Annotated in this window: 12 protein-coding genes; 5 read left to right on the plus strand and 7 right to left on the minus strand. The window is 70.2% G+C overall.

All coding sequences use genetic code 11. The features are described from left to right. Positions 1 to 26 precede the first annotated feature (26 nt). The gene (locus CQ045_RS07310) at positions 27 to 1,454 is read right to left on the minus strand and encodes a hypothetical protein (protein ID WP_181156482.1); all 1,428 of its coding nucleotides are present in this window, start codon (positions 1,452 to 1,454) and stop codon (positions 27 to 29) included. A 214-nt stretch (positions 1,455 to 1,668) separates the two neighbouring features. On the opposite strand from CQ045_RS07310, the gene CQ045_RS07315 reads away from it, so the two are divergent. Further along, positions 1,669 to 2,136 (plus strand): acyl-CoA thioesterase, encoded by a 468-nt coding sequence (locus CQ045_RS07315; protein ID WP_105722238.1) that lies wholly within the window; start codon positions 1,669 to 1,671, stop codon positions 2,134 to 2,136. A gap of 33 nt (positions 2,137 to 2,169) precedes the next feature. Here CQ045_RS07315 and CQ045_RS07320 read toward each other — a convergent pair whose 3' ends face one another. Further along, entirely contained in the window at positions 2,170 to 3,423 is a 1,254-nt protein-coding gene (locus CQ045_RS07320; protein WP_105722240.1) for a PLP-dependent aspartate aminotransferase family protein, read from the minus strand. A gap of 112 nt (positions 3,424 to 3,535) precedes the next feature. Here CQ045_RS07320 and CQ045_RS07325 point away from each other — a divergent pair, with 112 nt between their 5' ends. Together CQ045_RS07325 and CQ045_RS07330 are read left to right on the plus strand one after the other, a co-directional pair. After that, the gene (locus CQ045_RS07325) at positions 3,536 to 4,003 is read left to right on the plus strand and encodes an Lrp/AsnC family transcriptional regulator (protein ID WP_105722242.1); all 468 of its coding nucleotides are present in this window, start codon (positions 3,536 to 3,538) and stop codon (positions 4,001 to 4,003) included. A gap of 63 nt (positions 4,004 to 4,066) precedes the next feature. Next, complete coding sequence (locus CQ045_RS07330; protein WP_105722244.1) at positions 4,067 to 5,776, plus strand: AMP-binding protein; 1,710 nt, start codon at positions 4,067 to 4,069, stop codon at positions 5,774 to 5,776. A gap of 4 nt (positions 5,777 to 5,780) precedes the next feature. On the opposite strand, the gene CQ045_RS07335 is transcribed toward CQ045_RS07330, so the two are convergent. Then, on the minus strand, positions 5,781 to 6,221 hold the full coding sequence (locus CQ045_RS07335) for a hypothetical protein (protein ID WP_146115200.1): 441 nt from the start codon (positions 6,219 to 6,221) through the stop codon (positions 5,781 to 5,783). Positions 6,222 to 6,364: 143 nt separating this feature from the next. Beyond that, entirely contained in the window at positions 6,365 to 7,837 is a 1,473-nt protein-coding gene (locus CQ045_RS07340; RefSeq protein WP_105722248.1) for an MATE family efflux transporter, read from the minus strand. A 207-nt stretch (positions 7,838 to 8,044) separates the two neighbouring features. Here CQ045_RS07340 and cycA point away from each other — a divergent pair, with 207 nt between their 5' ends. Continuing rightward, the gene (gene cycA, locus CQ045_RS07345; RefSeq protein WP_374955017.1) at positions 8,045 to 9,520 is read left to right on the plus strand and encodes a D-serine/D-alanine/glycine transporter; all 1,476 of its coding nucleotides are present in this window, start codon (positions 8,045 to 8,047) and stop codon (positions 9,518 to 9,520) included. 3 nt (positions 9,521 to 9,523) lie between these two features. Here cycA and CQ045_RS07350 read toward each other — a convergent pair whose 3' ends face one another. After that, on the minus strand, positions 9,524 to 9,961 hold the full coding sequence (locus tag CQ045_RS07350; protein ID WP_105722250.1) for a DUF2871 domain-containing protein: 438 nt from the start codon (positions 9,959 to 9,961) through the stop codon (positions 9,524 to 9,526). Positions 9,962 to 10,083: 122 nt separating this feature from the next. Here CQ045_RS07350 and CQ045_RS07355 point away from each other — a divergent pair, with 122 nt between their 5' ends. Then, positions 10,084 to 10,689, plus strand: coding sequence for a hypothetical protein (locus CQ045_RS07355; protein ID WP_105722252.1), 606 nt, complete (start codon positions 10,084 to 10,086; stop codon positions 10,687 to 10,689). Positions 10,690 to 10,699: 10 nt separating this feature from the next. Here CQ045_RS07355 and CQ045_RS07360 read toward each other — a convergent pair whose 3' ends face one another. Then, complete coding sequence (locus CQ045_RS07360; protein WP_105722254.1) at positions 10,700 to 11,323, minus strand: response regulator transcription factor; 624 nt, start codon at positions 11,321 to 11,323, stop codon at positions 10,700 to 10,702. Continuing rightward, positions 11,320 to 12,603 (minus strand): histidine kinase, encoded by a 1,284-nt coding sequence (locus CQ045_RS07365; RefSeq protein ID WP_105722256.1) that lies wholly within the window; start codon positions 12,601 to 12,603, stop codon positions 11,320 to 11,322. The genes CQ045_RS07360 and CQ045_RS07365 overlap by 4 nt, the downstream gene beginning before the upstream one ends. Between the last annotated feature and the right edge of the window lie 177 nt (positions 12,604 to 12,780).

Raw genomic sequence — 12,780 nt, forward strand, 5'->3', positions numbered from 1 at the left:
CGGTGGGGGTGGAGGGTGGAGTGGGGTCAGGCGGCGAGGGCGAGAGCGCGGCGGTGGGCGACGCGGTGCCCGACCCAGAAGCCGATCGCGATGAGCCCGGCCAACGCGATGCCGAGGATCCAGGGCAGCATCGACGGCGCAGCTCCCGCCGTCGCGGTGGCGAGCGTTCCGGATCCTTCCGCGATCAGACCGTTGCCCGCGGCGAGGTCGGCCGCACCCGTCTCGAGCTTGTCCCCGCCCGCCGCGAGGTCGCCGGAGCCTTCCGCCACCGCATCCGCGCCCTCGGAGAGCTGTCCGATCCCGTCGTTGAGGTCGCCCGCGCCCGACTGCAGCGTGCCCACCCCCGCGGCGAGGGTGCTCGCGCCGTCGTTCAGGCGGCTCGCCCCCGCATCGAGCTTCGTCGTACCGGAGTGCAGGGCGGATGCTCCGGAGGAGAGCACCTGCAGTCCCGAAGCCAGCCGCGCCGCGCCCGCAGAGAGCTCCGTGGTCCCGGATTTCAGTGCCTGCGCGCCGGCGACCAGCGAAGGCGCGGCCGCGGGGGCGACGAGCGCCACGGTGCCCGGCCACTTGTTGGCCGGATCTCCGTTGACGATGGCGCCGACACCCGCGGACACCTGCGCCGCTCCGTCGGCGGCGCCCACCAGTCCCTGCGCGAGAGCAGGTGCGGCAGCCGCCGGAGCCGCCATCGCGTCCACCTCCTTGTCGACCCCCGCCGCGAGCGCGGCGAGCGCCTGCAGCTGCGGGTTCGTCGGGTCGGTGGCGAGCAGGCCGGCGAGGCCGTCGGCGAGCTGCTGGGAATGACCGGGGGCCGTGGCAGCCAGGCCCTCCAGAGCGGCCTTCGAGTTCGGGTGGGCGAGGGTCAGCACGTTCGGCGTCACGCCCGCCGCGAGCGCGTCGGTGAGCTCCGTCGCACCGGCGAGCACGGCGGTCGAGTACTGGTGCGCGCCGTTGACGCCGGCGGCGAGCTGGGTGGCTCCGGCCAGGAGCTTCGCGGCTCCGGCATCCGCGGTCACCAGGTTCGAGGCGAGGGACTGCGCACCGGTGAGAGCGGTCTGCGCGCCGCCGCTGAGCCTGCCTGCACCCGCGACGGCGGTGGAGGCGCCGTCGGCGAGGTCGCGTGCTCCCTCGGCGAGAGTCGTCGCTCCGGTCGCGGCGGTCGTGGCGCCGTCGCTCAGCTTCTGGGAGCCCGCGTGCGCGTTCGCCGCACCGTCGGAGAGGTCGCCGCTGCCCTCGGCGAGCCGGTCGGCGCCGTCCGAGAGATCCGTGGCCCCGGCGGCGAGGTCGGCGGAACCGGTCTCCGCGGCCGTGGTCCCTTCGGCGAGTTCGGATGCGCCGGCGGCGATCTTGCTGGTCACCGCGAAGAACAGGATCACCGTCGCTGCCAGCAGCAGGCTGAGCACGATCACGGCGATGCGCATGCCGATTCCGTGCGCGTGGGGCTTTGCACTCGTCATTGAGGACTCCCGGGGGTCAGTGGCGTCGTTGCCACGGGCGACTGTATGGGCGCGCCGGTACGCGACCGGTGGATTTGCCGTTCGAAACCAAGTCTCAGCACAGGTGGGACTCAGTTTCTTGTGGTGAGTCCACAAAGGAGCCCCCGCGGTCCCTGTCGCTCCCCGGAAAACCAGCCGTAACATCGCGGACTCACGATCCGCCTAGCCTCGGACCATGGCGAAGCAGAAGGCACCGGCGTGGTCGGAAGACGGACTCAACTTCCGCACGCGCAAATGGGTGCGGCCGGAGGACCTCAACGCGAACGGCTCACTGTTCGGCGGGAGCCTGCTGAAGTGGATCGACGAGGAGGCGGCGATCTACGCGATCGTGCAGCTGGGCAACTACCGCGCGGTCACCAAGCACATCTCGGAGATCAACTTCGAGGCGTCGGCGGTGCAGGGCGATCTGATCGAGATCGGCCTGCAGGCCACGCACTTCGGCACGACGTCTCTGACGATGCGCGCGGTGGCTCGCAACATGATCACGCGCAAGCGCATCCTCACGATCGACAAGATCGTGTTCGTCAGCCTTGACGACGACGGCGTGCCGACCCCGCACGGCTATCGCGAGATCACCTACGACCGTGACCGGATGCCGACCGAGCACAGCGCGACCGGGACGATCCGGCTTCCCTCGCTCTGACCGGCGCGAACGCGAACCGCCCGAACCACCCCTCTACGTGCGAACGACCCCCCTGCGCGCGTCACTCGAGGGGGTGGCCCGGACGGAGAAGGGTGGCTCGGCGGACGAAGACGCGCTCGCAGCCGCGAAGGCCCGGGCGAGGTCGGCGATCAGGTCGTCGACATCCTCCAGACCGATCGAGAGGCGGAGCACGTCGGCGGCCGGCCTCGCCTCGGGCGGCACCGGGCGGTGGGTGAGCGCCGCCGGATGCTGGATCAGTGAGTCGACTCCGCCGAGCGAGACGGCGTGCGTGAACAGCGTCGTCGCGGTGGTGACCGCGGATGCCGCGGCGAAACCGCCCCGCATCCGCATCGCGATCATCGCTCCCGTGCCGCGCATCTGCCGCTCCAGGATGCCGCGCGGATCCCCGTCGAGCCCCGGATAGAACACCTCGGCGACCTCGGGCCGGTCGATCAGCCACTGCACCACCCGCCGCGCGCTCTCCTGCTGGTGCCGCACGCGCACCGGCAGGGTCGTGAGACCGCGGTGCAGCAGATAGGCCCCGAGGGGATGCAGCAGCCCGCCGGTCACCGCCCGCACGCGGCGCAGCGCCTCCGCGGTCTCTTCGCTGCATGCGACGACACCGGCGATCACATCGCCGTGGCCGCCGAGGTACTTGGTGGCGCTGTGCAGCGACATCGCCGCGCCCAGGTCGATGGGGTTCTGCAGCACCGGGGTCGCGAACGTGTTGTCGACCACGACCGGCACCGACCCTGCCTGACGCACGACGTCGGCGATGTCAGCGATGTCGAGCGTCGGGTTCGCCGGCGTCTCCACGACGACCAGTCCGGTGTCGGGGCGCACGGCCGCGGCCACCTCGTCCGGGTGACAGTAGGTGGTCTCGACTCCGAGCAGCCCCGAGCCGAGGAGGTGGTCGGTGCCGCCGTAGAGCGGACGCACCGCGACCACGTGCCGCGCACCCGTCGCGCCGGTGTGCGCGAGAATCACCGCGGTCATCGCCGCCATGCCCGAGGCGAAGGCGACGGAGGCCTCGGCGTGCTCGAGCTCGGCGAGTGCCTCCTCGAAGCGCGCGACCGTGGGGTTCCACAACCGCGCGTAGACCATGCTGCCGTCGACGGGCGGCCGCCCCCCGGTGGCCATCGCCTCGTACGAGTCGCCGCCGCGCTCGATGTCGGGGAGCGGGTTGGTCGTCGACAGGTCGATCGGCAGCGCATGGACCCCGAGACCCTCGAGATCGGAGCGCCCGCTGTGGACGGCGACGGTGTCAGGATGCAGCGGTGCAGTCATGTCTCCACGTTGCCGGAATCGCGAAGATTCCGCAGGAACTCGACAGGATCCGCTGCTGCATCGGGGTGGAGCGCTATTCTGTGCAACATCCGGCATCCGAAAGGGCACCACGTTGGCGAAAGCACAACTCGACGAGACGGATCTCGAGCTGCTCGCGGTCCTCACCCGTGATGCCGAGACCACGAACAAGGCGCTGGCGCATCGACTGGGCCTCGCCGAATCGACCTGCGCGCATCGGGTGCGTGCGCTCCGCGAGTGCGGGGTGATCCGCGACACCCGGATCCGCGTCGACGGAGCCGCACTCGGCTTCCCGCTGCAGGCGATCATCAAGGTGCGCCTCGCCAACCACACCGGAGACAAGGTCACCGCGCTGTTCGATGCTCTCGCGGCCATCCCGCGGGTGCTGCAGGTGTTCCATGTGGCGGGGGTGGACGACTTCCTCGTGCACGTCGCCGTGCAGGACGCCACGGCGCTCCGCGACATCGTGCTCGAGCACATCACGGTCCACCCGGTCGTGCGCGGCACCGAGACCCAGCTCGTGTTCGAGCTGCGCGACGGCCCCGGCGTGCTCACCCGCTGACCACGGCAGGCGGCGAGGTGGGCCAGGATGGATGCACGTCCGCACAGGGAGCAAGGGAGCACCATGAGCCGCAGCGCCACCGCCGCCACGCACACGATCCGCGAGATGCGGGACTTCCTGTTCGCGAACGCCACCGACTATGCGGCGGCCCGCGCCGGGTTCGCCTGGCCGGAGGTCTCGGAGTTCAACTTCGCACTCGAGTGGTTCGACGTCGTCGCCGGGGAGAGGCCCGATCGCCCGGCGGTGCAGATCGTCGAGGCCGACCTGAGCCTGCGGTCCTGGACCTACGGCGAGCTGTCGTCGCGGTCCGACCAGGTCGCGGCATGGCTCTCCGGTCTCGGCATCCGCCGCGGCGACCACGTGATCGTGATGCTCAACAACACGATCGAGCTGTGGGAGGTGATGCTGGCGATCACCAAGATCGGCGCGGTGTCGATCCCCACGTCGACCCTGCTCTCGGCGTCGGATCTCGCCTACCGGATCGACCACGGGAGGGCACGCGCGGTCATCACCCTCGGCGCACTCTCCGACCGCCTCGACGGCGTCGACGACGGCATCCTGCGCATCGGCGTGGGCGCCGGCATCCCGAGCGGCTGGGCGCGCTTCGAGGACTCGGCGGGTGCTCCCCCGACCTTCGAGCCCGACGGCCGGACCGCGGCATCCGACACCGCGCTGCTCTATTTCACCTCCGGCACCACCAACCGCCCGAAGCTCGTGCAGCACACGCACGTGTCGTACCCGATCGGGCACCTCTCGACCATGTGGTGGCTCGGCGTGCGACCCGACGACGTGCACCTCAACATCTCCTCGCCCGGCTGGGCCAAGCACGCGTGGTCGAGCTTCTACTCGCCGTTCCTCGCCGAGGCGACGGTGTTCGTCTACAACTACGACCGGTTCGACGCGAACACGCTCATGCAGGTCATGGACACCCATCACGTGTCGACGTTCTGCGCGCCGCCGACGGTGTGGCGGATGCTGATCCAGGCCGACCTCGCCCGTCTCACCCATCCGCCGCGCGAGCTGGTCGGCGCCGGCGAGCCGTTGAACCCCGAGGTGATCGACCGCGTGCGCGACGCCTGGGGAGGCACGATCCGCGACGGCTTCGGCCAGACCGAGATGACCGCCTGCATCGGCAACTCCCCCGGCCAGACGGTCAAGGTCGGATCGATGGGACGCCCGCTCCCCGGGTATCCGGTGGTGCTGCTCGACCCCGTCACCGGCGAGGTCGTCGACGGGGAGGGCGAGATCGCGCTCGACCTGGAGCATCCGCCGCTCGGACTCATGGCCGGGTACTACGACGATCCGGAGAAGACCGCGGAGTCACGCGCGGGCGGGTACCACCACACGGGGGACATCGCCGTGCGCGATGCCGACGGCTACCTCACGTACGTCGGGCGCTCCGATGACGTCTTCAAGGCGTCCGACTACAAGATCTCGCCGTTCGAGCTCGAATCGGTGCTGCTGGAGCACGACCTGGTGGTCGAGGCCGCCGTGATCCCGAGCCCCGATCCGACCCGACTCGCCGTGCCGAAGGCGTACGTCTGCCTGACGCCGGAGACGACGGCCGCGGAGGCCGACGCCGCACGCGCGATCTTCGCGTACGCCCACGATCGCCTCTCCGCACACCTGTGGGTGCGGATCATCGAGTTCGTGCCGGAGCTGCCGAAGACGATCTCCGGCAAGATCCGGCGCGTCGAGCTGCGGGCTCGCGAAGCCGCGCGGGTGGAGTCCGGCGACGAGGCCGGACAGCACCGCGACCGCGACTACCGCTGAGCGCTCAGGGAACGATCGCGATCGACGCCGTCGCCGCGGCCTTCGTCGCGCGCGCCGACCGCACCGCCGAGGCGACCGTCGCCTTCGGGGCGGGCACCGCCTTGGAGGCGGGCACCGCCTTCGGCAGGTCGTCGGCAGCAGCGCGCTCCGGTCGCCCGACGCCCGCCGCGCTCACGATCGCACGCACGACGCCTCCGATCACCAGCATCGCCGCGAGTGCGGCGCACGCCAGGATCAACGGCATCCACTGGTTCGCGAACGACGCCGTGAAGCTCATCAGCGCGAACACGATCCACACCCCGACCGCGCCTCCGCTGAGCCCTCCGGATCCTCGGATGATCGCGACCGCCGCGACGACCGCGCAGATCACGGCGAGTGCCGCTCCCACGTAGCCGATCGGCACCATCACCGCGGCCAGATCGCTGGCCACTCTCATTGTCGTCATGACGACCCCCCGTCAGCGGAAACTCCGCTATCTCGACACTAGAAGTGTCTCCCCGAAAGGCCATCCGTCTCAAGTCCGACCTGCATCATCCTGCAGACGGATATCTCGCGGACGGGAAGGGCCTCGAAGAGGTCGGTGTCAGGTCAGCGCCGGGTCAGCCACCGCAGGCGGCGGGTGCGCACGACCGGCACGGACTGGGTCACCACCGCGTCGACGACCATGGAGCCGTCGGTCGGGCCGACGATCGCGATCGCGGAGGTCTCGGTCGCCTCCGCAGGATCGATGGGCAGTCGCCCGAGCGCGCGGTGTGCGCGTACGTAGGCGGGCACGAGCAGCACGATCGCACCGATCCAGGCGAGCGGGTTGCTGAGTGCGACGCCGTCGAAGCCGATCCAGGCGCCGAGCACGATGGCCGCACCGACGCGCATGACCAGCTCGATCACCCCGGTGACGGTGGGCACGAGCGTGTGCCCGAGCCCCTGCAGGGCGCCGCGGAGCACGAACAGCATGCCCAGCGCCCAATATCCGCAGCCGTTGATGATGAGCATCCGATGGGCGAGGTCGACGACGTCGTCCGACCCCTCGCCGATGAACAGGCGCACCATCGGGGCACCGAAGGCGATCAGCAGGCCGCCGAGGACCACTCCGGCCCCGACGGCCATCCAGGTCGCCTCGACGACACCACGACGGATGCGATCGGGTCGACGACCGCCGTGGTTCTGCGCCGCGTACATCGAGACGGCGAGGCCGAGCGACGAGAGCAGTGCGACCGCGAGGCTGTCGACGCGGGAGCCGGTCGTGTAGGCGGCGACCGCGTCGGCGCCGAGGGTGTTCAGCGCCACCTGCACGGTGAGGGTGCCGATCGCGATGATCGACGCCTGGAACCCCATGGGCAGGCCGAGGCGCAGGTGCTCCGAGATGTCGGCGCGGGTGATCCGCCAGTCGGCACCGCGCAGGTGCAGCATCGGCAGGCGGCGCCGCACGAACTCGAGGCACAGTGCCACCGAGACGGCCTGCGCGACGACCGTGGCGAGCGCGGCTCCGCCGACGCCCCATTCGAGGGGACCGACCATCAGCACGACGAGCCCGACGTTCAGGGCGCACGACACGGTGAGGAACACCAGCGGCGTCTTGGAGTCGCCGATCGCGCGGATGATCGCCGAGAGGTAGTTGAAGAACATCGTCGCGCTCGCCCCGAGGAAGCTGATCTGCGTGAAGATCGTGGCCTCTGCCATCAGCTCGGGCGGGGTACGGAGCAGAGCGAGGACGGGGCCGGCGAGCAGGGGCGCTCCGACGGTCAGGATCACGCTCGTGATCGCGCTGAGGAGCACGCCGGTCGCGACCGATCGACGTACCGCGGCGTCGTCCCGCGCGCCGAACGCCTGCGCGATCGGGATCGCGAATCCGCTCGTCAGGCCCCAGGCGAACCCGAGCAGCAGGAAGAGCAGGCTGCCGGTCGCACCGACCGCGGCGAGCGAGGTGACGCCCAGGTGCCGGCCGACGACGATCGCGTCGGCGAACTGGTACAGCTGCTGCACCACGTTGCCGAGGAGGAGAGGGATGGAGAAGGCAAGGATGACGCGCCACGGGCGGCCCGTGGTGAGGGAGGTGGCCATGAAGGAGCGGCTCGCAGGACTGGGGGATGGATCGGGGCTCGGACAAGCCTATCGAATCGATTCGGCGAAGGGGACGCCCATTCCTGATTCCGAGCACCGCCGTGCGATGCGCAGCAGAGGGCCCCGCGTGAACTACTCTGCATCAGCGTGCCCGTCGCTCCTGAGCGCAGACAGCACGTGTCGAAGACGACCGGAGGAAAGAGAAGCGTGACGAAGGAACACACGGGGGCGGACGAGCGGACACGGTCCGACATCGGAGCCGGCGAGGAACAGCACCTGCGGCGAGCGCTGAGCAACCGCCACATCCAGCTGCTCGCGATCGGCGGGGCGATCGGCACCGGTCTGTTCATGGGCAGCGGCAAGACGATCTCGGTCGCGGGGCCGTCGGTGATCTTCGTCTACATGATCATCGGCTTCATGCTGTTCTTCGTCATGCGGGCGATGGGCGAGCTGCTGCTGTCGAATCTGAAGTACAAGTCGTTCAGCGACTTCGCGAGCGACCTGCTCGGCCCGTGGGCCGGGTTCTTCACGGGGTGGACCTACTGGTTCTGCTGGGTGGTGACGGGCGTCGCCGACGTGATCGCGATCGCCGGGTACACGGATGCGCTGATCCCGGGCGTCCCGCTGTGGATACCGGGCGTCCTCGTGATCGTCATCCTGCTCGCCCTGAACCTCCCCACCGTCGCCGCGTTCGGCGAGATGGAGTTCTGGTTCGCGCTGATCAAGATCGTCGCGATCGTGGCCCTCATCGTGACCGGACTCGTGATGATCTTCACCGGCTTCCAGCACGACGCCGGCACCGCGAGCTTCTCGAACCTCTGGGACAAGGGCGGCATGTTCCCGCACGGCTTCATGGGCTTCGTCGCCGGTTTCCAGATCGCGGTGTTCGCGTTCGTGGGGATCGAGCTGGTCGGCACGGCCGCGGCCGAGACCAAGGACCCGAAGCGCAACCTGCCCAAGGCCATCAATGCGATCCCGATCCGCGTGCTGCTGTTCTATGTGGGCGCACTCATCGTCCTGATGGCGGTCACCCCGTGGACCGAGTACGTCGCGGGCGAGAGCCCGTTCATCGCGATGTTCGCCCTCGCCGGGCTCGGCATCGCCGCGACGGTGGTGAACCTCGTCGTGCTCACCTCGGCCATGTCGAGCGCGAACTCCGGCATCTACTCGACCTCGCGGATGGTGTTCGGGCTCGCGCAGGACGGCGATGCCCCACGGATCTTCGGCCGCCTCTCCCGCCGCCGCGTGCCGCAGAACGCGCTGTTCCTGTCGTGCATCCTGCTGCTGTCCGGCGTCGTCCTGCTCTACGCCGGCAAGGACATCGGCACCGCCTTCGACATGGTGACCACGGTCTCGGCCCTGTGCTTCATGTTCGTCTGGACGATCTTCCTCTGCAGCTATCTCGTGTATCGGCGCACGCGCAAGGACAAGGTCGCCGCCTCCACGTTCCGGCTCCCGGGAGGCGTGTTCATGGTCTACGTGGTGCTCGCGTTCTTCGTGTTCATCCTGTGGGCACTCACGACGCAGCCCGACACGCTGACCGCACTGCTCGTCACGCCGATCTGGTTCGTGGTGCTGTTGGTGGCGTGGCTGTTCGTACGGCGCTCCCCGAACCATCTGGCCCGGCACGAGGCGCACATCGCCCACCTGCGCGATGACTCGGTCGAGGCGGACACGACCTGACCTCTAGACGGCGGCTGCCGGAGCGGAGGCCTTCACCCCGAACAGGCGCTTGCGCAGGGCAAGGAAGAGCAGCACCATGCCGGCACTGAGCAGGATGTGGCCCAGGCCTGCGATGCCGGCGATCATCTTCGACGACTCCTGGCCGAGGACGGTGAGGCATCCGTGCCAGACGAGCATCGCCGAGGTCAGCACGAGTCCGGCGCTGTAGGTCCAGAAGAACCAGCCGAACAGGCGGCTCTCGGAGAGGGCGAACGACTTCTCGAGAAGCAGGACGATGAGGAAGACCACGAAGCCCAGCACGAGCAGGTGCGTGTGCACGAGCCCGAGCTGCGTCGCCGCCCCCTCGGGGAAGTCGTTGATCTTGGTGAACTCTCGGTAGAAGAGTCCGGAGGCGACGCCTGCGAGCATGGAGGCGAACGCGGCGGTGAAGAGCCTGCGCATCGGGTTCCTTTCGGTCTGATTCCAGCCTCCGCTCAGCGGCCCCTGCCGGGATCCATCGAACGGTTGAGATGCCGCGCGCGCGGCTCTTGTGCGATCCTCGCGGGGTGTGATGACCTGTCGGCATGACGTTCTTCCCGCCCGATCCCGAGATGCCCGATCCCCAGGAGAGCGAGCCGGAGCGGCATCCCTCGTGGCAGGCCCCGGAGGACGAGCTGCCCATGCTGCTGCCCGTCTCGGAGACCCTGGCTGTGACCGACCACCTCGCACTGGGGCTGTTCGGCGTCGCCGTGTACAGCGACGGCGTGGAGTTCCGTCTGGAGGGACGGCTCCGCCGGAACGGGATGCCGGCCCGCGAGTGGAACGATCTGTGCGGAGACTTCGTCGGCCACGGCACGATGGGCGCTGCACCGGACCCTGCCGGCCGACTCCGGTTCGGCCTCGTGCTCGGCGACGGCGAGAAGGTGCTCGGCGAGGGCTTCCCGTTCGGCGGCCGCGATCCCTCGTCCGAGCCGGAGGGCCACACCCTGTCGCGCAACGGCAGCCGCGCCGGCGGCGGAAGCCACAGCTACACGTCGTCGGACCACCTGTGGCTGTGGCCGCTCCCTCCGGAGGGGCCCATCGAGTTCGTGACGCAGTGGCCCGCGTTCGGGGTGGGCGAGCGGAGAGTGGTGCTCGACGGCACCGCGATGCGCGACCTCAGCGGGCGAGTGCAGCGGTTCTGGGGCTGAGCGAGCCCGTTCAGAGCAGACCGGTGTCGCGGGCGATCGCGATGGCGCGGGCACGGCTGTCGGCGCCGAGCTTCTCGAACACGTGCACGAGGTGCGTCTTCACCGTGGCCTCGGTGACGAACAGGGTCTTCGCGATCTCGCGGTTCGACGCCCCGGTGTCGAGCAGCCGGAGCACGTCGAGCTCCCGGTCGGTGAGCCGCACCCGCGGAGCCCGCATGACCTGCACGACCCGCTCGCTGAGCTCCGGTGTGAGCACGAGTCCTCCGGCCGCGGCCTGCCGGATCGCGCGCACGATGTCGTCGGGCGCGATGTCCTTGAGCAGGTAGCCGGCTGCTCCCGCCTCGATCGCGGCGAGGATCTCGGCATCGCGGTCGAACGTCGTCAGGATGAGCACGGCCGGTGCCGGATGCTGCGCGCGCAGCGCGGCGGTCGTCTGCACGCCGTCCATCCCCTCGCCGAGTCGCAGGTCGCAGAGCACGACGTCGGGATGCAGATGCCGCGCGAGCGCCACCGCCTCTTCGCCGGAGGCCGCCTCGCCGACCACCTCCACGTCGTCCCGGCGGTCGAACAGCGAGCGCACGCCGGCGCGGACGATGGGATGATCGTCGACGAGCAGCACGCGCACCGCGGTCATCCTTCGCCCTCCGCTCCACGCCTCACCGACGCCGCACCGCCGAGCGGGACGTGCGCCGAGAGAGCGGTGCCGTCGCCCGGGGCGCTCTCCACGTCGAGTCCGCCACCGAGTTCGCGCAGCCGCGCGCGCATCGAGCGCAGCCCGTAGCCACCGCCCTGCCCGGACACCCCGCCCTGAGCATCCCACCGGGTCGCGTCGAAGCCGATCCCGTCATCGACGATGTCGAGCCGCACCGCGTCTCCGGCGTCGGCCAGGGTGACCACGACCCGAGAGGCGCCGGCGTGGGAGCGGACGTTCGCGAGAGCCGACTGCGCGGTCCGCAGCAGGGCGACCTCGGCGTCGAGGCCCAGCGCCGGCAGGTCGTCGTCGGCGTGCAGCGTCGCCTCGATCCCGCTCTCGTCGGCGAGGCGCTCGAGCATCCGCGCCAGGGCGTCGCCGAGGGCCGTGGACTCGAGCTCGGCCGGCATCAGCGCGTTCACGATACGTCGCGCATCCGCCAGCCCCTCGGCGGCGAGCGCGTCGATCTGCCCGAGTGCACGGGTGCTCTGCGCGGGGTCACCGGATTCCAGGGCGGAGCGCGCCAGCATCCCGATCGACGACACGCTCTGCGCGACCGTGTCGTGGATGTCGCGCGACACCCTGGTGCGCTCCTCGCTCGCCCCGGACTCGCGCTGGGTGCGGGCGAGCTCGTCCTGGAGCGCGGACATCTCCTCCTGCGTCGCGACGAGCGAGGCGATCAGCCGCCGCCGTTCCCGGCCGTCGCGGACGAGCTCGAGGTAGCCGCGGGATATCCCGAACGCGAAGACCCCGCCCACGAGCGGTCCGATCACGTTCGCGTAAGTCGTGGTGCCGGTGTGCAGCAGCGGAGCGGTCACCACGACCGCGAGGATCGCGACGCTGAGCAGCAGCGCCCACCGCATCCGCATCACGAAGCCGGCGAGCAGCCACAGCGGGAAGGCGAGCCACACGAACTCCGGCGAGACGACGACGGCGCCGAGCCAGATGAGCGTCAGTCCGAGCAGCCACCAGGTCGCCAGCCGCCGATCGGAGGTGCGCTCGCTGAGCAGCAGTCCGCCGCCGTACCAGCCGAGGAACACGAGCGAGAGGGCGAGGACCCACGGCAGCGGGACCCCGTCTGCCGCGGCACGCCAGGCGCCGATGACGAGCAGCACGACCGTGATGACGGCCTGTCCGATCCGGATCGATCCGACCAGGCTCGCCCAGGTGCGGGCAGGGCCGCGTGCCGGTGACGCGGTGGACGGTGAGTCGGTGGACGGCATCCTCCCATTCTTCCGCGGGTCTTCCGAGGGCGCCTCCATCATTCGGTCGATCCGGCGCCGATGGATGCCCCGCCGCCGAGGGTCGCGACCAGAGGGGTTCCACCAGGCCCTCCCCCACTGCGCGCGCCGCGCGTAGCGTCGGTTCCACAGCCGCGGATCGCCTCCGCGGCGAAGACG

The sequence above is a fragment of the Microbacterium sp. MYb66 genome, from assembly GCF_002979435.1.
Lineage (GTDB): Bacteria > Actinomycetota > Actinomycetes > Actinomycetales > Microbacteriaceae > Microbacterium.